Genomic DNA, 17136 nt, shown 5'->3' with positions numbered 1-17136 from the left:
CCTTGCATTAGCCCGCGTATGCAAGTATTGTCAGGGCTTGTAAGGCGCGCGTGCATCAAATGCCGTAGCGTCCCTCCCCGCAAAGGCAAGGCATCACCATGTCCCTCAAGGAAATCCTTCCCGGCAAGCTCGGCTTCGGTACTGCCCCGCTCGGCAACATGTTCCGCGCCATCCCCGACGACGAGGCCCGCGCCACCGTCGAAGCCGCCTGGAACCAGGGCGTCCGCTACTACGACACCGCCCCGTTCTACGGCGCCGGCCTCGCGGAGTCGCGCCTGGGCGAAGTTCTGTCGACCAAGCCCCGCGACGCCTACGTCCTGTCCACCAAGGTCGGCCGTGTCATCCTCGACGAGGTCGAGGAGGGCACCCGAGACCTCGGCGAGAAGGGCGGAATCTTCGAGCACGGAAACCCGAACAAGATCGTCCACGAGTGGACCGCTGAGGCTACCGAGCGCTCCATCGAGGACAGTCTCAAGCGCCTGGGCACCGACCGGCTCGACATCGTCTGGGTCCACGACATCGCACAGGACTTCCACGGCGATGCGTGGCTGAGCAAGTTCGAGGAGGCCCGTACCGGTGCCTTCCGCGTCCTGTCCCGGCTGCGTGATGAGGGCGTCATCAAGGGCTGGGGCCTCGGTGTCAACAAGACCGAACCCATCGAGCTGACCCTCGGGCTCGACGAGCCGCAGCCCGACGGCTTCCTGCTCGCCGGGCGTTACACCCTCCTCGACCACGAGCACGCCCTGCAGCGCCTGCTGCCCATGGCCCAGGAGCAGAACGTGGACATGGTCATCGGCGGACCGTACAGCTCCGGCATCCTCGCTGGCGGCACCCACTTCGAGTACCAGCAGGCCCCGGCCGAGATCCTCGAGAAGGTCTCCCGCCTGAAGGCTCTGACCCAGAAGCACGGAATCTCCATCAAGGCCGCCGCCCTGCAGTTCTCCCTCGCCCACCCGGTTGCCGCCGCGGTCATCCCCGGCGCCACCCGCCCCAGCCGGATCGCCGAGGACACCGCTGCCCTGAACGAGACCGTCCCGGCCGCGTTCTGGACCGACCTGCGCGCCGCCGGCCTGGTCAGCTCGGCTGCCCCGCTCCCCAACGACGCCTGACCCCTATCGCCCCCACCCCCACACCCTCACTCCAGCACCAGGATCCAGGAGAAAGATTCATGGCCTCCACCTCAATCAGCCGCGTCGTCCCCGCCTCGCCCGACAAGGTCTGGAGCCTCATCGGCGGCTTCGACACGCTGCCCGACTGGCTCCCGTACATCCCCGAGAGCACCGCACTCGAAGGCGGCCGCGTCCGCCGTCTGGCCAACCCCGACGGCGATGTGATCGTCGAACGCCTCGTGGAATTCAACGAGGCCGAGCGTCACTACAGCTACGCCATCCTCGAGGCGCCGTTCCCTGTCAACGGCTACGTCTCCACCCTCCGCGTGCACGCGGTTCCCGGCCGCGACGACGTCGCGGAGGTCCAGTGGTCCGGTCGCTTCAACCCCGACGGCGCCACCGAGGACGAGGTCGTCGACCTCTTTGCCGGCATCTACGCCGATGGTCTCGACGCCCTCCACAAGACCCTCGCAGCCTGACACCGGCGCCCCTCCGTAGCGGGGCCCCACCGCACAGCCCGGGTACGCACCCCACGTGCCCGGGCTGCGGCGTCCTGCAGAACCGAGTCGGCTCAGTCCGGACATCAGAGACTGCTCGTGGAGGGAGCACGGAGCGACAACCTGCTTCCGCCCGCCCCGAGCACGCTGAACTGCCTCCTATGAGGTCATGAACTGCACAAGGAGGCCTGTAGTCGATGAAGGACCATTCGAAGGTGCTCGCGCTGGGAGCGACCGCTTTCCTCGCCGTCACTTTGTTCGTAGCCCTCCTCCAGCACGCCTACCGGCCATGACTCCGCCCGGTCCGCACCACCACCGGCGCCGCAGGGTGCGGTGGCCCGCGTTGGTCAGGATGCGACGATGTTGAAGCCACCCATCGGCACATTGAGCACCGTCGGCAGAATGGGACGATGTGGGCTCTGCGGAAGAACTTCCAGGGCTTCACCCACGACGACGAGCTGCCCGCGGACGGCGAGGCCCCCGATGAGCGGCGACATCGAGGCGCCACTGCCGGCGGTGGCGAGAACGACCTTGGCACCACCGAGTTCCTGCAGCGCCTGCGCCGGGTCGCTTGCGGTGGAGTCGATGTAGTGATGCGCGCCGAGCTTGAGCGCGAGCTCCTTCTTGTCCCGACCGCGGGCGATCGCCGCCACCCGGAATCCCATGGCGCGCGCGTACTGGATCCCGAGGTGTCCCAGACCGCCGACGCCCTGGACGGCGACGAGGTCGCCGGTGCAAGCGGCCGAGGTGATCAGGGAGTGATGCACGGTCAGGCCCGCGCACGTCAGGGGAGCCAGTTCGGCCGCCGGTGTGTCCTCCGGCACCGCCACGAGACCCGATGCCCGGGCCGTGACGTACTCCGCGTACCCGCCCCGATGGCTGTCGCCCAGCATCGGCTGGTCGGTGCAGTACACGAAGTCTCCGCGCCGGCACATCGCGCAGACGCCGCAGTGCCCGCCCAGGTAGCCCAGCCCGACCCGCTGCCCCACGCGCCACCCGCAAACACCCTCACCCAGAGCGTCGATCCGGCCGACGACCTCGTGCCCGGGCACCACCGGCACACCGGACGGCCGACTTCCGGTCATATTCATGATCCCGGCGACATCGCTGTGGCAGACCCCGCACCCTCGACGGCGACCCGGACCTGCCCCGCCCCCACCGGCTCGAACTCCCGCTCCACGAGGGTGAATCCACCGTCAGCAGTCGCCTCGACAGCGCGATAGTCGCTCATGACGAGACCGTGATGTCGGTGAGGTCGATGGAGATGATCACCGGTTCGGCGACCTTTCGGTTGTGCTCGTCGGTGAGGTGCACCGAGCGCCTGGCCGGGAAGACCAGCCCGTCGACGGTCCGGTGGTCGTACGTGTAGTGCGCCGAGTCGCGGTCGGCGGCGCCGAACACGTCGGGCCGGTAGTCGTGGCGCCGGATGAGGCCCTCGGCGTCGATGTAGTAGGTCTGTACCCGGCTGTGGGTGGCGATGTGGTCCGGGAAGGTCACCTCAAGGCGTCGCCACGTCTCACCGTTCTCCTCCCACGGCTCGATCTCCGTGGCGATGAAGCCCGGCTCGGCGAAGAGGAAGGGTTCGGTCAGGTAGGTCCACATGGCATAGCCGGCGAAGTACGCCGCATGCAGACGGTCCCACGGCGTCTCCAGCGTGTGCCCGGCGAAGGACTCCCGCGGCCGGACACGCTCCTCGGCCACCCGGCCGTCAGGCGTCTCGAGTGCGACCCGGCCGGGGGTGTAGACCGCGCGCAGCCCAGGCTCCGCGAAGGGCGCGAGGGTGGCCGCCTGCCGGTGCAGGTCGACGGAGATGGTGTACCGGTCGAGGACCCCGGGCTGGTCCTTGAGGCCCCACAGTGCGCCGCCGGCCTGCACCTCGGCCGTGAGCCGGGTGACGGAGCGCCAGCGGTCGAGGCCGCCGTGGGCGGTGACGACGGTGTCGAGAAGGTCGGACATGGGGTTCCTTTCTGGTTGCGCCGGTTCAATATGACCGGTCGTCTTAAACGCTACGGGTGGATCGGTCCGAACACAAGAGACCCCTCGTCGGGACCCGGTGGGCCGCGACGGAGCGGCGCATCGGTCGTCCGGCCGGGCTCGCGTGTGTTCGTCGCCCCGGGTTTCGCGGCGCGGTTGACGCGGATCGACTCATGCCGGTGACGGGTGCAGGGCTACCGCCGGCCTGGGGGCGTGCGGGGATCCATGTCCCGCTCCCGGCAGCACGAAGACTCGCGCACGCCGGGCGGGTTCATGGCTTCCGGGGCCGACAGGGCTAGTTGCCCCTGTCGTTGATGATCAGGGGTACTGCCGCCGGTCTGGCGGCGCCGGACGGTTGCCTGCCGCACCAGGCCGACCGATCTGACCCCACCGGCCGGGATGTCCACGCTTCAGGTGCTGAAGCTGACGGAATGCCCGGTGGGGCCTTTCCGCGGTCGCTGAACCACGCCGCACCACGTGAGTCCAGCGCGGCACCCCCGACGCGACACCCACGGTGGGCAGACCCACGCGGCGACACTCGGCAGCCCGGGATGCCCCCGGTGGCTGCTGCAGAATGAACGGCGCCGGGCGGCGCAAGACTAGATCTCGACTGAACTCACTGGACGACGAGCGAGTCGAAGACGCCGAAGAAGCCGTCCAAGGGAGCCCTGCTTCGGGTCACCTTCGCCCGCAGCGCCGCGCCTTCCCAGCCGTCTACGAGAAACTGCCCAAGTTGGGCGGGGGAGAGGGGGGTCATCAGGGCACCGGCCGCACGAGCTTCTTCCAGGACCTGCGTGACGGCGTCTGCCCACGAGCTCAGCCGGGTATCGACCTTGCTGCGCATGGTGTCCGTCTGGTTCGACAGCTCCGCCCCGAAGTTCCCGAACATGCATCCACGCCCATAGGAGAACCGCTCCAGATCCGCCGCGAGGTACTCGAAGTGGGCGCGTAGCCGTGGCACGGGCGCCAGGGTCTCGTCCCTCAGCATCTCCAGCCTGCGGGAGGCGGCGTAGCGGTCCATGACCTCTCCGGCAAGAGCTTCCTTGTTCTCGAAGTGGTTGTACACCGACCCCTTGGGGATACCGGCAGTGCGGGCGATGTCCTGGATCCCTGTGCCGTTGAAGCCGCGCTCGTGGAAACACTCCATGGCGGCCTCGATCAACTGCTCACGAACGCTGGGCCTGGGCATCCGGACTTCCTTTCTCCCACACGGGAGAATATGAACGGTCGTCTTGCATGTCAATCGGACGGTCGGACGGTCCGGAGATCGGTCGCAGCGGGCCGCCTGTTCCGGCATCGACACGCTGTCGCAGCGCAGGAAGGATGCCGGGAACGACATCCTCGGCGAGACCTGCACATTGATCCGCGGGCATGGTCGCCCCGGACGCCACGAAGGCCGCGTGCTTCGACGCCCCCGACGACACCCACCCGGAGATCATCGAACCCATGGGCGGGTTCGCCGGCCGGCGTTCCTGTGGTCGCTGCCGGGATGCGTACAGACCACAGGAACCGCCACGCGTCAGCCCTGCTCCACGGTCAGGACGAGTTTGCCGCGGGTGTGGCCCGCGGCGCTCAGGCGCCAGGCTTCTGCGGCCTCGGCAAGCGGGAGCGCCCGCTCGATGTGCACGGTGAGTTGTCCCTGGTCGGCCAGTTCAGCGAGGGCCGTGAGGTCGGCCGTGTCGGGGCGCACCCACACGTAGTGGCCGCCCCTGTCGGCCGCACCGGAGTCGACGATGGACGCGAGGCGTTCCGGACGCCGCAGCAGGTGCAGCGAGGTGTCCACGGCGTCCGCGCCGGCGAAGTCGAGGGCGGCATCGATTCCGTCCGGGGCCAGGCGGGTCACGCGGTCGGCGAGGCCGGGGCCGTACGTGACAGGTTCCGCGCCCAGCTCCCGTACGAAAGCGTGGTTGCCGGGACTCGCCGTGCCGATGACGCGGGCGCCGAGCGAGACGGCGATCTGCACGCCGAACGAGCCGACCCCGCCCGCCGCGGCATGCACCAGGACGGTGTCGCCCGCGTGCACGCCGATCCGCTTGACCGCCTGGTAGGCGGTGAGTCCGGCCAGGGACACGGCCGCGGCCTGTTCCCAGGTGAGGGCCGCGGGTTTGCGGGCGAGCATGCGGACGTGCGCGGAGACCAGCTCGGCGTAGGCGCCGTGCTGCACGGAGTCCTTGCGGATGTAGCCGAAGACCTCGTCGCCGGGTGCGTACTCCTCGACATCGAAGCCGACCCGTTCGACGACTCCGGCGACGTCCCAGCCCGGGACCAGCGGAAAGTGGGTGTTCATGATCGGGTCGAGGTGGCCTTCGGCGTGCTTCCAGTCGACCGGGTTGACCCCGGCGGCCCGAACACGGATGAGGACCTCGCCGGGTGCGACCTTCGGGTCCGGCAGGTCGGTGTACCGCAGATCGTCCCGTCCGCCGTACCCGTCCAGGGCGATGGCCTTCATGCCACCACCACCGGCGTGCGGATGGCCTCGACCGTGCGGACGAGGGGCTCGAGCTGCGGGTCCTCGGCGGCTTCGGCGAGGGCTTCGCGCAGCGCGGCCTCATTGGTGGGACGCGCCTCCTCGAGGAGCTTCAGGCCCTCCTCGGAGACGTTGGTGTAGATGCCCCGGCGGTCGGTGGGGCACAGGTAGCGCAGGAGCAGGCCGCGGTCCTCGAGGCGCGTGACCAGGCGGGTAGTGGCGCTCTGGCTGAGGACGACGGCGTCGGCGACCTGCTTCATCTGCAGGTGGCCGCCCTCTCCGTCGTGCTGGCGGCTGAGCACGTCGAGCAGGGAGTACTCGCGCACGCTCAGGCCGTGTCCGGTCTGGAGGGCGCGCTCCAGGTGGGACTCGATCCGGCCGTGCAGTAGGGAAAGAGCGCACCAGCCGTGGGCCAGGGCGGTGAGTGCGGGGGAGGTGGCGGTCATCGGGGCTCCTTCGTCGGGCCGTCCCTTCAATAGTTGCACACGAGGGCTAACGCCTGCGAGGGTTAGCCCCGCTTGCATTTATACCGCGCTTGCAATTATTGTCCTGTAGCGTAACCACTGCGCACAATCACTCGGAAGGTACTCGCCATGCCACTCGCGCTCCTGGCCCTCGCCATCGGGGCCTTCGGGATCGGCACCACCGAATTCGTGATCATGGGCGTGCTGCCCCAGGTCGCAGGAGACTTCGGCGTCACCATCCCGACGGCCGGCTGGCTGGTCTCCGGTTACGCGCTCGGCGTCGTGATCGGCGCCCCGCTGCTGACCGTGCTCGGCACCCGGGTCTCCCGCAAGAAGATGCTCCTGTTCCTCATGGGCCTGTTCATCGCCGGCAACGCCCTCTCCGCCGCCGCCCCCAGCTTCGGCCTCATGCTGACCGGTCGGATCGTCGCGTCCCTCGCGCACGGCGCGTTCTTCGGCATCGGCTCCGTCGTCGCCGCCGACCTCGTCGCCCCGCAGAAGAAGGCATCGGCGATCTCCCTGATGTTCATGGGGCTGACCGTGGCCAACATCATCGGCGTCCCCGGCGGCACGTACATCGGACAGGCCGCCGGCTGGCGCGTCACCTTCACGATCGTCGCCGCCCTCGGTGTGATCGGCCTCCTCGGCGTGGCCAAGCTCGTCCCCGAGACCGGCCGGCCCGAGTCGGTGAGCGTCCGCGGTGAGTTCGCCGCCTTCCGCAACGTCCAGGTCTGGCTCGCAATGGCGATGACGGTCCTCGGATACGGCGGTGTGTTCGCCGCGATCACCTACATCACGCCGATGATGACCGAGGTCGCCGGCTACACCGAAGGCGCGGTGACCTGGCTGCTCGTCCTGTTCGGCGTCGGCATGTTCCTGGGCAACCTGCTCGGCGGCAAGTTCGCCGACCGCGCCCTGATGCCGATGCTCTTCACCGCCCTGGCCGCTCTCACCGCCGCCCTGCTCCTGTTCACGGCCACCGCGCACAACAAGGTCCTCGCCGCGATCACCCTCTCCCTGATCGGCGCCCTCGGCTTCGCGACCGTACCGCCGCTGCAGAAGTGGGTACTCGACCAGGCCTCCGCCGCACCGACCCTCGCCTCCGCCGCCAACATCGGCGCCTTCAACCTCGGCAACGCCCTCGCCGCTTGGCTCGGCGGTGTCGTGATCGCCGCGGGCCTCGGCTTCACCGCCCCGAACTGGGTCGGCGCCATCCTCTCCGGCACAGCCCTGCTGCTCGCCTTCCTCGCCGCCCACCTCGACCGGCGCACCCGTAGGGCGAGCCGCGCCGTCACCGGTTCCGCGACGGCCGAGCCGGCCCCGGCAACGGTCTGACCCACCCGCACACAGCAACCCCTTCGAGAAGGACCTTCCATGAGCACCACTCCCCACACTGCCCCCAGCCCGCTGACCACGCAGGACGCCGAAACCCTCATCACCGCCGCCCGCCGCGCCGCGGAGGCCGCCGGAGTCACGGTCAGCGTCACCGTCCTCGACGCCGGCGGCCACCTGCTCGCCTTCCGCCGCGACGACCAGGCCGTCCTGATCTCCGGCGAGACCAGCACCCGCAAGGCGTACACCGCGCTGCAGCTGAACGCACCCACCGCCGACCTGGTCGACCTGGTCAAGCCCGACGGGCCCTTCCACTCGCTGCCCACCGCCCTCGACAAGCCGCTGCTCTTCATCGCCGGCGGCATCCCCGTCCACCGCGACGGCCGGCTGATCGGCGCGATCGGTGTCGGCGGCGGCGCCCCGGAGCAGGACCACGGCTTCGCCGCCGCCGCACTCGCGCGATGAGCCGCACTCCGCAGGAAGTCTTCGCCGACCACGGCAACCGGCTCGGCACCGGCGACCTCGACCTGATCAGCCGGAACTACACCGAGGACGCCGTCTTCCTCACTCCCGACGGCACCCTCACGGGACGCGAGGGAGTACGGCGGGGCATCGGCGCCCTGCTCGCCGATCTGCCGGACGCCGACTGGCAGCTGGCCCCGCAGTTCGCCGGTGACGTGCTGTTCCTGCAGTGGAACGCCACCACGGACACCCACGAGGTCACCGACGGCGTCGACACATTCGTCTTCCGCGACGGACTCATCAGCGCCCAGACCGTCCACTACACCCTGACCACCCGTACGACCGGCACCATCCGCACGACCGCCTGAACAACCTGAAAGGTCACACGCACCATGGCAACCAACAGCAGCATCCCCACGGTCACCCTCAACAACGGCGTCGAGATCCCCCAGCTCGGCTTCGGCGTCTTCCAGGTCCCCGACGAGGAAACCACCGCCGCCGTCACCTCGGCCCTGGAAGCCGGCTACCGCTCCATCGACACCGCAGCGATCTACGGCAACGAGACCGGCGTCGGCAGGGCCCTCGCGACCTCCGGGATCGCCCGCGAGGACCTGTTCATCACCACCAAGCTGTGGAACGCCGACCAGGGCTACGACGCCACGCTCCGCGCCTTCGACGACAGCCTGGCCAAGCTCGGCCTCGACCACGTCGACATGTACCTGATCCACTGGCCCACCCCGGCCCGTGACCTGTACAAGGACACCTGGAGGGCCATCGAGAAGCTCGTCGCCGACGGCCGGGTCCGCACCGCGGGCGTCTCCAACTTCCAGCCCGACCACCTGAAGCGGCTGATCGACGGCGCCGAGCTCGTTCCGGCCGTCAACCAGGTCGAGCTGCACCCGGGCCTGCAGCAGAGCGAACTGCGCGCCGTGCACGCCGAGCTGGGCATCGCGACCGAGGCGTGGAGCCCGCTCGCCCAGGGTGCCGTCCTCAAGGACGAGGCCATCACGAGCGTCGCCGGCCGGCACGGCAAGTCCCCGGCCCAGGTCGTGCTGCGCTGGCACCTGCAGCTCGGCAACATCGTCATCCCCAAGTCGGTGACGCCCGAGCGCATCCGGCAGAACCTCGACGTCTTCGACTTCACCCTCACCGACGACGAGATGACCGCGATCGCCGGCCTCGACCGCGACCTGCGCACCGGCCCCCACCCCGACCAGCTCAACTGAGCCTGACGGGTTGCCCCGGCTCGCGCGGGCGGGATGGCAGGCCCCGCCCGCGCGAGCGCGTTCACATACTCCCGACGTACTTCCTCCGCCACCCGCCGTCCCCACCGCACTCCCGACGTACCGAGTCCCGAAAGCCGTGCCCTCTGATGCCTGACTCCCTTACCGCCCTCGACCGGCTCGTGAGTCCCACGGGCCTGCCGACCCTGGGCCTCGAACTGCCCCTCGACAACGACTGGGGCAGCGCCCGGCTGCGCGCCCTGCGCGCCGACCCGTCCGGCGACGGCCGCCCCTTCGGCGTCGCCGATCTGGCCCGCCACACCGAGCTCGCCCGGCTCGCTGACCAGTTGGGGTTCGCGGCCCTGTGGGTACGGGACGTGCCGCTGTACGACCCCGAGCAGTTCGGTGACGCCGGCTCGGTCTTCGAGACGTTCACGCACCTCGGCCACCTCGCCGCCGTCACCGAGCGCGCCGTCCTCGGCACCGCGGCCGTCGTTCTTCCGCTGCGGCAGCCACTGCTCGTCGCGAAGGCCGCCGCGACCGTCGACGTACTCTCCGGCGGGCGCTTTGTCCTGGGCCTGGCCAGCGGCGACAGGCCGGTCGAGTACCCGCTGTTCGGCGAGGACTTCCACGCGCGCGGCGCCACGTTCCGTACTGGTGTGGAGACGCTCCGCGCCGCCTGGGCGGCACGCGCCGGAAACGAGGGCATGAGCCTGCCGGAGCTCGGTCTCGACGCCGACCGCCGCCTCGACGTTCTGCCCAAGCCGACCGGTCACTCCGTGCCCATTGCGATCGCCGGGCATGCCCAGCAGTCCGCCGAGTGGATCGCCGAGAACGCGGACGCATCCCTCAACTACCCCCGCCCGCTGGGGGCGCTGAAGCTCCGAACGCGGGAGTGGCAGGAGCTGACGGCCGAGGCGCCGAAGCCGTACCTCACGCCCATGCAACTGGACCTCACGGAGGACCCGGCCACCCCGGCGAGCGCCATCCGCCTCGGCCTGCGCACCGGCAGTGAAGCCTTGGTGGAGCACCTGCGCGCGATGGGCGAACTCGGCGTCGCCCACGTCTCCTTCAACCTCCGCCCCGGCGACCGCCCGGTGGACGAGGTCCTCCAGGAACTCGCCGAGACGGCGCTTCCACACTTCCCCTCCGCTGCGGCTTCTGCATCGAGCACCGCGTCGGCCTGAGCACCTCCCAGTGTCCTGGCAGCGATGGGACTGGTCGGCCTGCTCGTGGGACCCGGCCTGGGCAAGCCGGGGTCCCCATCGCGGGCCGAGGTCACGAGTGCCACCAGCAGAGGACGTCCGAACGCACCGCTGACATGACGAGGTAGGGGTGCGGTCTGCTCGCCCTGCGGGCGACATACTGCAACTCTCGAAGGCACAAACGGGGCCACAATTCCACGATTGTCGAATCGATTGGGGAAAGCCTGGACCGCGCTCTGGAGGCGGCGTTCACCCGCCGCCCTCCGCAGAGCCCTCAGGCACAGAGGGCACCAGGACCGTCGCCCAAGCCCTCGGGATCTCTCAGCACATCGTCGAGCGGTACCTCAAGGGACAGCTCACGCGGCCCCGCCAGGACCTGCGAGGCCGCATGGAGCGCGAGGCCGAGAAGCGGTGGCAACCACAGGTCAGGGCAAAGGCGAAGCAGAAGGCGGCCTCCACCGGCGGTCTGATCGTCTCCACGCGCCCGGTTCGGGTTCACCGCCGCCCGGGGCACCACCGACGACCCCCGCATCCGCGACATCACCCAGGCCCTGCCCCCGCAGTTCGCTGACCGCCTCTTCACCCCGAAGGAACAGGGCGCCACCGAGCAGCAGCTCCAGCGGATCGCGGCCGAAGGCTTCGCCCAAATGTACTTCCGCGCCAACAACACCCGCGCCCACGGCCTTGACGTGGAGTTCACCGACGTGGAGCACATCGACATCGAGTTGTAGGCCGGCTCCCGCACCGGAACTGGCCTCGAGTTGGCGGTCCTGAGCGCCATAGTCGGCAAGTGGCCAAGTGGGACATCGGTGCGCCAACTACGAGAGCGCGCGGGGACGACGAGCAGGGTTCCGTCGTTGTCGCGCCAGGAGCGCCCTGGCCCTCGGTGGTGAGGACCGGCTGGACGGCATTCCCCTGCGCCAGTACCCCAGTACGGTTTCGTGATCTACCCGCTGGCTGCGGGGCGAGCGGTCCTCGGTAGTCGCCACGTCGGGTCGTGGCATGGTGCCGTGTAAGGCTGCGGCGCCCCTGAGGATGACGGTGGTCGGCGTTTCGACGCACATCCAGGACGAGTTGCAGTGAATGGCGCATTCCGGTGGTTCAGTGCGCCGGAGGGAATGTAGCGTCGCGATCATGGAATCGCTGATAGGCACCACCACTGACCAGGCGCCGGCGAACCCGGCCGCGACGGATGACATGCTGGCCACCCAACCGATCGGCTACTGGAGCGGCTTGGCCCATGCGACCGTCACGCGGTATCTGCGTGACGCGATGGCCAAGGTCGACGTCACGCAGCCGCAGTACTGGGTACTCAACCGCGTGAACGGCGGCCCTGCGGCGCCGAGCCGCGAGGAGGTCGTCGCGCAGCTGACGCACCTTGCCGACGGCCCGCACGAGATCGCCAGGGTCGTCGACCAGCTGCTCCACCGCGAATGGCTGCGGATCGACGACGGGCAGCGCCTGCACCTCACGGATGCCGGGGAGGCCGCCAGAGCGCGGCTCCGTGAGCTGGCGACCGAGGTACGCGCCGTAGTCCACAAGGGCATCAGCGACGATGAGTACGTGGCCGCGCTCAAGGTGCTTCGCACGATGGTGGCCAATGTCGAGGGCAACGGGGCTTCTGGTAAGCCGTTCTGATCTGGAGATCTGGTGATGAACCCGGCTGGGAACGCGTGCGGCCACCGCGTGATCATCGGGGGTTGCGTCGTCCCGGGCGGGCGGATGTCACTTGTGTTGCACGCCGTGACCACCGTCCAGGGGCGCCAGCCGCCGGCTGAGCTCAAGGACCCTCGCGATGGTCCGGGGGTCGTCGGCAGCACGGAAAACGGGGGTCGGGCGGGTCCCGGGCCCGATGAGTACGCCGGTCTGCCCCTCGAGTGAGCCATCGGTGGCCGCGAAGACCGACGGCGAGGCGGCCGCCGACGCGGGGCCGGCGGTGGCGCGTGTGAAGGTCCGGCGCACCAGCGGCCACAGCAGGCGCAGGGGCGGGGAGACGATCTTCGGTGAGGTCATGGTGCCGTCGGTCATGCTGGTGGCGGCGCCGCCGGGGTCGGCCGCGAAGACGGTGACGCCGGTACCGCGGAGGCGTTCGGCCAGGTGAAGGGTGTAGGCGAGGTTGGCGAGCTTGGCTCGGCCGTACCAGTGGAAGCCGTAGTAGCCGCCCGGCGGTTCCACAGCGTCGAAGGTGCGCCTGGCGGCCTTGACGGCGGCGGAGGTGACGTTGACGATCCGGCTCGGTGCGGCCGCCTGGAGCCGGTCGAGCAGCAGCTCGGTCAGCAGATACGGCGAGAGGTGGTTGACGGCGAAGGACGACTCGATGCCGTCGACGGTCTGGCGGCGTTGGGTGAACATCGCACCGACGTTGTTGACCAGCACCTTCAGCGGACCTTCGGCTGCCAGGTGCGCAGCGAGCGCGCGCACCTGGTCGAGCGATGCGAGGTCGGCGGTCACGAATTGCGGTGCGGCTCCGGTCGCGGCTGCCGCGATCTCCTTGATGGCACTCGTGCCGCGCTCGGCGTTGCGGCCGACCACCGTCACGGCGTACCCCTGCCGCGCGAGTCCCTTCGCGGTCTCCAGGCCGATGCCTCCGGTCCCCGCCGTCACCACTGCCCGCTCGCTCATGACCCCGCCCCTCACTGCCGCACATCAAGTGGATAGTTATCCGTTTCGATGGGCGCACGCTAACACAATCGGATAGCTATCCGGTTGGTGCGGGGAAGACGAACAGCCCGACGGACCGCCGGACTGACACGGGCAGGAGACGAGGTGCGCCGCCGTCAGCGCGGCGGGCGCAGACCCTCCAGCAGAACGTCCAGGTAGAGGTTCCGGCGTGCACCGCCCCCGGTGTGCACCGCATGGTGCACACCGCACAGCAAGCGGCGCACGTCCTCGGCATCGACACCGTCTCGGATCGCGCCACTCAGACGGGCGCGGTCCAACAGTCCGGTGACCGCCTGGTCGAGCTCGGCCCTCATGTCCGAGGTCTGCGCACTGGCGTCGGCTGCAGATTCCAGCACGGCCGCGAAGTCCGAATCGTCGAGCATGCGGTCCAGCGCGAAGCGCAGCAGACGGTGCAGGCCCGCGCGCGGGTCGTCGGCGGCGACCGCCGCCTGCGCCTCTGCGATCAGTTCCCGGAAGCGTTCCGTCGAGAGCGCCTCGACCAGCGCGTGGCGGTTGGGAAAGTGCCGGTAGACCGTCCCGACACCCACCCCGGCAAGCCGGGCGATGGCGTTCAGCTGCAGTGACGTGTCACCAGCGGCCAGTCGCTCACGGGCGATCCGCAGGATCCGGGCGCGATTGCGCACCGCATCCGCCCGCAGCTCCGTCTCCTGCCCCGCCTTCGGTGTCACCGCCCCAGCATAAGCAGCCAGCAGGCCCCGGCCGGAGCCGAGGCCAACCGAAGCTGCACCGAGGTCGGGCACTTGCATCCAGCCTCAACCTGAGGACGTGTCCTCGGGTGCCTACCCGCCTTACCGAGCCTGTGGGCCGTCTTGGGTCGGCCGCATGAATCCGGCTCTGGGTCTGCCGGGCAGGTAATCGTTCGTTGCCATCCTGCGCGAGAGAGCTGAACGTTCTCCTTGCACATGTCGAGGATCTGGTGCAGCAGGAAGCCGGGATAGGCGACTTCCTGGAAGACCTCCTCGTCCAGCCGCCGAGCGCGGCCCCGCCGATATGAGGTCTGCAGGTACAGACCGGGCTTCTGCCCGAGGGGTCCGCCTGAGGGGGAGGACGGCCTGGGCGGCGGTGACGAGGGTGACGTGGTGGTGCCAGTCGCGCCAGGTGTGCCGCGCATGTCGCGGCGGCGCTGGTCGACGTTGCTCCGGCCGCGCGTGGTGGGACGAACCCTGCCGTCGCTGCATCAGCGGCACGACCTGGGTGCTCACCGGCCCGCTCGGGACACCGAGTTCGCGCGCCTTCACCGTCCCGACGCCTGACAAGCACGTTCCGAGCCGCCGCACGGCATTCGGCAACGATCAGTCAGCATCGCCTCGAGCAGCGCGGTCGGCCTGGCGGGCGAGGCGTTGTCGCTGAGGACGCCGAGGACGATGACGCGGAGCCAGGCCGAACGGGGGTGCCCACCGAGCGCGTGGGCTCGACGGGCCCCGCGGTCTTGTCGTGGTTCCGGCGTGGGGTCAGGCGTCTGCGGGGGCGGGCTGTCCGGGGCGGCGGGTGCTGGGGCGGCCGAGGCGCTCTTCGAGCTTTTCGCCTTCGATGTCGGGGTCGGGGACGAGGCGGCCGTACCACTCGGGGTGGTGCCAGATCCTGCTGCCCACGAGTGCCATGAAGGCGGGTACCAGGGCGAGGCGGACGACGAAGGCGTCGAGGAAGACGCCGATGGCGAAGCTGAAGCCGAGGGCCTTGACGACCGGGTCGGTCTCGGTCATGACGGCGACGAAGATGGACACCATGATCAGGGCGGCGGCGGTGACCACGCGGGTGGACAGTCCGGTGCCGGTCACGGCGGCGGCGCGGGCGTCGCCGTGCCGGGTGTAGTGCTCCTTGACGCGGGAGACCACGAAGATCTCGTAGTCACTGGACAGGCCGAACATGATGGCCAGCAGGATGATCGGCAGGAAGCACAGGGTCTGGGAGGGGGTGATGCCGAGCGCGTCCTTGAGCCAGCCCCATTGGAAGACGGCGACCTGGGCGCCGAAGGCGGCGCCGGTGGAGAGCAGGAACCCCACGATCGACTTCAGCGGCACGAGGATGGTGCGGAAGGCGAACGTCAGCAGGACGAAGGCGAGTCCGACGACGACGAGCAGGAAGACCGGAAGGGCGTCGCCCAGCTTGGTCGCGATGTCGATGTGGGTGGCGGTGGCGCCGCCGACCAGGAGGTGGGCGCCGGTTCCCGCGGCCAGCTCGGTGCGGCGGTCGCGGATGTCGTGGACCAAGTCGGAGGTGGCGGAGTCGCTGGGGCCGGTGGTGGGCACGACGTTGATCACCGCAATGCCGTTGACGACAGCGGCCGGGTCGGCCGACGCGACGCCGTCGAGCTTCCTCAGGGCGGAGCCGATGGCCTGCGCCTGAGCGGGCTGACCGACGTTCTCGGCGACGATGGTCAGGGTGCCGTTGTAGCCGGGGCCGAAGTGCTCCGTCGTCAGGTCGTACGCCTGGCGGGAGGTGTCGGAGGTGGGGCGGGCGTCCGCGCCGGGCAGCCCGAGGTCCATGCTCGCGGCCGGGACCGCCATCAGCCCCAGGCCCAGAACGCCGACGACCAGGACGGGGACGCGACGGCGTACGACCCACTTCGCCCAGCGGGTACCGGTCAGTTTCTCGGGCGCGTGGACAGCGGTCTCGGTCGCCGGGCGGGCACGGCGCAGGCCGGGGAGGCGGGAGAAGCGGCCCATCCGTTCACCGGCGAAGCCGAGGAAGGCGGGCAGCAGGGTCAGGGCGATCAGCAGGCCGATGGCGACCGTGCCGGCGGCGGCCAGGCCCATGACGTTCAGGAACGGGATACCGACGACCGTCAGACCGCACAGGGCGATGATGACGCTCAGGCCCGCGAACAGCACCGAGCTTCCGGCGGTGCCCGCGGCTCGGCCGGCCGCCTCTTCAGGACTGTGGCCCGCCTGCAGGTTGGCACGGTGGCGCGAGACGATGAACAGGGCGTAGTCGATGCCACAGGACAAGCCGAGCATGGTGGCCACCGAGGTGGCGGCCGAGGCGATGTCGAAGACGGCGGCGAGCATGGTGAGGCTCATCATCGAGATGACCACGCCGAACAGGGCGGTGACCAGGGGCATACCGCCCGCCACAAGCGAGCCGAAGGTGACCAGCAGAACGAGGAGGGCGACGACCATGCCGACCGCCTCGGAGTTCACGCCCGCCTCGTCGTGGGGGTAGACGTCGCCGGAGAACGCCACCTTCACGTCGGCGTCCTCGGCTGCGGCGGTGGCCGGCTCCAGCTTGTCGACGGTGGCCTCCTCGACGTCCCCGGCGGCTGTGTCATAGGTGACGGTGGCCAGTGCGATCCGCTTGTCCGGTGAGACGAGGTTCGTCTCGAACGGGTTGCCGACCCGCGTTACCTGGGGCAGGGCGCCCAGGTCCCTGATGGCCTGAGTGATCGCCTTCTGACGGGTCGCGTCGGTGATGTCCTGCCCGTCGGGGGCGGCGAAGACTACCTGGGTGGAGGCGCCGGAGGCGGCCGGGAGCTTGTCCTTCAGCACGCTCACGGCCTGCTGGGACTCGGTGCCGGGGATGGAGAAATTGTCATCGGTCCTGCCGCCGGCGGCCTGAGCGCCCAGGACGGCCACGGTCACGATCAGGACCCAGGACGCCAGGGTCGCCCAGCGATGCCGGAAACACCACCGGGACAGTCGGTACAGGTAGGTGGACACAGCCACGAACTCCTTGGAACAGGCCGGATCGGCGAGCGGACCCCCGAGATACCTGCCAACCGTAG

General features: G+C 69.7%; 16 protein-coding genes and 1 pseudogene. 9 read left to right on the top strand and 8 right to left on the bottom strand.

Annotated features, from left to right (window positions below):
* The first annotated feature begins 98 nt into the window (after positions 1 to 98).
* Both ACFZP7_RS00450 and ACFZP7_RS00445 read left to right on the top strand, forming a co-directional pair.
* A complete protein-coding gene (locus tag ACFZP7_RS00450; protein WP_385633472.1) occupies positions 99 to 1109 on the top strand; it encodes an aldo/keto reductase in 1011 nt (336 codons plus the stop codon).
* A 59-nt stretch (positions 1110 to 1168) separates the two neighbouring features.
* Positions 1169 to 1588, top strand: a complete 420-nt coding sequence (locus ACFZP7_RS00445) for an SRPBCC family protein (RefSeq protein WP_385633471.1) — start codon at positions 1169 to 1171, stop codon at positions 1586 to 1588.
* Positions 1589 to 1953: 365 nt separating this feature from the next.
* Here ACFZP7_RS00445 and ACFZP7_RS00440 read toward each other — a convergent pair whose 3' ends face one another.
* The 5 genes from ACFZP7_RS00440 to ACFZP7_RS00420 form a co-directional block, all read right to left on the bottom strand.
* Positions 1954 to 2796, bottom strand: a complete 843-nt coding sequence (locus ACFZP7_RS00440) for an alcohol dehydrogenase catalytic domain-containing protein (RefSeq protein WP_385638270.1) — start codon at positions 2794 to 2796, stop codon at positions 1954 to 1956.
* 37 nt (positions 2797 to 2833) lie between these two features.
* Entirely contained in the window at positions 2834 to 3562 is a 729-nt protein-coding gene (locus tag ACFZP7_RS00435; RefSeq protein ID WP_385633470.1) for a hypothetical protein, read from the bottom strand.
* Between the two features lie 634 nt (positions 3563 to 4196).
* Positions 4197 to 4769, bottom strand: coding sequence for a TetR family transcriptional regulator C-terminal domain-containing protein (locus ACFZP7_RS00430; RefSeq protein WP_385633469.1), 573 nt, complete (start codon positions 4767 to 4769; stop codon positions 4197 to 4199).
* A 330-nt stretch (positions 4770 to 5099) separates the two neighbouring features.
* Positions 5100 to 6029 (bottom strand): NADP-dependent oxidoreductase, encoded by a 930-nt coding sequence (locus tag ACFZP7_RS00425; RefSeq protein WP_385633468.1) that lies wholly within the window; start codon positions 6027 to 6029, stop codon positions 5100 to 5102.
* A complete protein-coding gene (locus tag ACFZP7_RS00420; protein ID WP_127440754.1) occupies positions 6026 to 6493 on the bottom strand; it encodes a MarR family winged helix-turn-helix transcriptional regulator in 468 nt (155 codons plus the stop codon). Before ACFZP7_RS00420 ends, ACFZP7_RS00425 begins: the two co-directional genes overlap by 4 nt.
* A gap of 147 nt (positions 6494 to 6640) precedes the next feature.
* Between ACFZP7_RS00420 and ACFZP7_RS00415 the strand changes: the two genes are divergently transcribed.
* The 7 genes and pseudogenes from ACFZP7_RS00415 to ACFZP7_RS00385 all read left to right on the top strand — a co-directional run bounded on the left by ACFZP7_RS00415 (position 6641) and on the right by ACFZP7_RS00385 (position 12371).
* Positions 6641 to 7846, top strand: coding sequence for an MFS transporter (locus ACFZP7_RS00415; RefSeq protein WP_270890069.1), 1206 nt, complete (start codon positions 6641 to 6643; stop codon positions 7844 to 7846).
* Positions 7847 to 7885: 39 nt separating this feature from the next.
* The gene (locus ACFZP7_RS00410) at positions 7886 to 8308 is read left to right on the top strand and encodes a heme-binding protein (RefSeq protein WP_385633467.1); all 423 of its coding nucleotides are present in this window, start codon (positions 7886 to 7888) and stop codon (positions 8306 to 8308) included.
* A complete protein-coding gene (locus tag ACFZP7_RS00405; protein WP_385633466.1) occupies positions 8305 to 8673 on the top strand; it encodes a nuclear transport factor 2 family protein in 369 nt (122 codons plus the stop codon). Before ACFZP7_RS00410 ends, ACFZP7_RS00405 begins: the two co-directional genes overlap by 4 nt.
* 24 nt (positions 8674 to 8697) lie before the next feature.
* Positions 8698 to 9531, top strand: coding sequence for an aldo/keto reductase (locus ACFZP7_RS00400; protein ID WP_175462668.1), 834 nt, complete (start codon positions 8698 to 8700; stop codon positions 9529 to 9531).
* Positions 9532 to 9677: 146 nt separating this feature from the next.
* Entirely contained in the window at positions 9678 to 10715 is a 1038-nt protein-coding gene (locus ACFZP7_RS00395) for a TIGR03571 family LLM class oxidoreductase (RefSeq protein WP_385633465.1), read from the top strand.
* A 218-nt stretch (positions 10716 to 10933) separates the two neighbouring features.
* Positions 10934 to 11464 (top strand): annotated as a pseudogene (gene tpg / locus ACFZP7_RS00390) (telomere-protecting terminal protein Tpg).
* A 403-nt stretch (positions 11465 to 11867) separates the two neighbouring features.
* Positions 11868 to 12371: a MarR family winged helix-turn-helix transcriptional regulator gene (locus ACFZP7_RS00385; protein WP_385633464.1), complete on the top strand. Its 504-nt coding sequence runs from the start codon at positions 11868 to 11870 to the stop codon at positions 12369 to 12371.
* 87 nt (positions 12372 to 12458) lie between these two features.
* Here ACFZP7_RS00385 and ACFZP7_RS00380 read toward each other — a convergent pair whose 3' ends face one another.
* The 3 genes from ACFZP7_RS00380 to ACFZP7_RS00370 form a co-directional block, all read right to left on the bottom strand.
* Positions 12459 to 13355, bottom strand: coding sequence for an SDR family NAD(P)-dependent oxidoreductase (locus tag ACFZP7_RS00380; protein ID WP_385633463.1), 897 nt, complete (start codon positions 13353 to 13355; stop codon positions 12459 to 12461).
* A 155-nt stretch (positions 13356 to 13510) separates the two neighbouring features.
* Positions 13511 to 14083: a TetR/AcrR family transcriptional regulator gene (locus tag ACFZP7_RS00375; protein WP_385633462.1), complete on the bottom strand. Its 573-nt coding sequence runs from the start codon at positions 14081 to 14083 to the stop codon at positions 13511 to 13513.
* Between the two features lie 783 nt (positions 14084 to 14866).
* A complete protein-coding gene (locus ACFZP7_RS00370; protein ID WP_385633460.1) occupies positions 14867 to 17071 on the bottom strand; it encodes an MMPL family transporter in 2205 nt (734 codons plus the stop codon).
* Positions 17072 to 17136: the final 65 nt, after the last annotated feature.

It is taken from the genome of Streptomyces sp. SudanB5_2050 (genome assembly GCF_964272335.1).
GTDB classification, from domain to species: Bacteria; Actinomycetota; Actinomycetes; order Streptomycetales; family Streptomycetaceae; genus Streptomyces; species Streptomyces rochei.
This window is presented reverse-complemented; position numbering and strand designations above follow the sequence as displayed.

Excerpts from the sequence above, each read along its gene's own strand:
- ACFZP7_RS00395 (WP_385633465.1), top strand. The coding sequence starts at position 9,678 with ATGCCTGACTCCCTTACCGCCCTCGACCGGCTCGTGAGTCCCACGGGC.
- ACFZP7_RS00385 (WP_385633464.1), top strand. The coding sequence starts at position 11,868 with ATGGAATCGCTGATAGGCACCACCACTGACCAGGCGCCGGCGAACCCG.
- ACFZP7_RS00380 (WP_385633463.1), bottom strand. The coding sequence starts at position 13,355 with ATGAGCGAGCGGGCAGTGGTGACGGCGGGGACCGGAGGCATCGGCCTG.
- ACFZP7_RS00450 (WP_385633472.1), top strand. The coding sequence starts at position 99 with ATGTCCCTCAAGGAAATCCTTCCCGGCAAGCTCGGCTTCGGTACTGCC.
- ACFZP7_RS00430 (WP_385633469.1), bottom strand. The coding sequence starts at position 4,769 with ATGCCCAGGCCCAGCGTTCGTGAGCAGTTGATCGAGGCCGCCATGGAG.
- ACFZP7_RS00425 (WP_385633468.1), bottom strand. The coding sequence starts at position 6,029 with ATGAAGGCCATCGCCCTGGACGGGTACGGCGGACGGGACGATCTGCGG.
- ACFZP7_RS00405 (WP_385633466.1), top strand. The coding sequence starts at position 8,305 with ATGAGCCGCACTCCGCAGGAAGTCTTCGCCGACCACGGCAACCGGCTC.
- ACFZP7_RS00400 (WP_175462668.1), top strand. The coding sequence starts at position 8,698 with ATGGCAACCAACAGCAGCATCCCCACGGTCACCCTCAACAACGGCGTC.
- ACFZP7_RS00415 (WP_270890069.1), top strand. The coding sequence starts at position 6,641 with ATGCCACTCGCGCTCCTGGCCCTCGCCATCGGGGCCTTCGGGATCGGC.
- ACFZP7_RS00420 (WP_127440754.1), bottom strand. The coding sequence starts at position 6,493 with ATGACCGCCACCTCCCCCGCACTCACCGCCCTGGCCCACGGCTGGTGC.
- ACFZP7_RS00410 (WP_385633467.1), top strand. The coding sequence starts at position 7,886 with ATGAGCACCACTCCCCACACTGCCCCCAGCCCGCTGACCACGCAGGAC.
- ACFZP7_RS00445 (WP_385633471.1), top strand. The coding sequence starts at position 1,169 with ATGGCCTCCACCTCAATCAGCCGCGTCGTCCCCGCCTCGCCCGACAAG.
- ACFZP7_RS00435 (WP_385633470.1), bottom strand. The coding sequence starts at position 3,562 with ATGTCCGACCTTCTCGACACCGTCGTCACCGCCCACGGCGGCCTCGAC.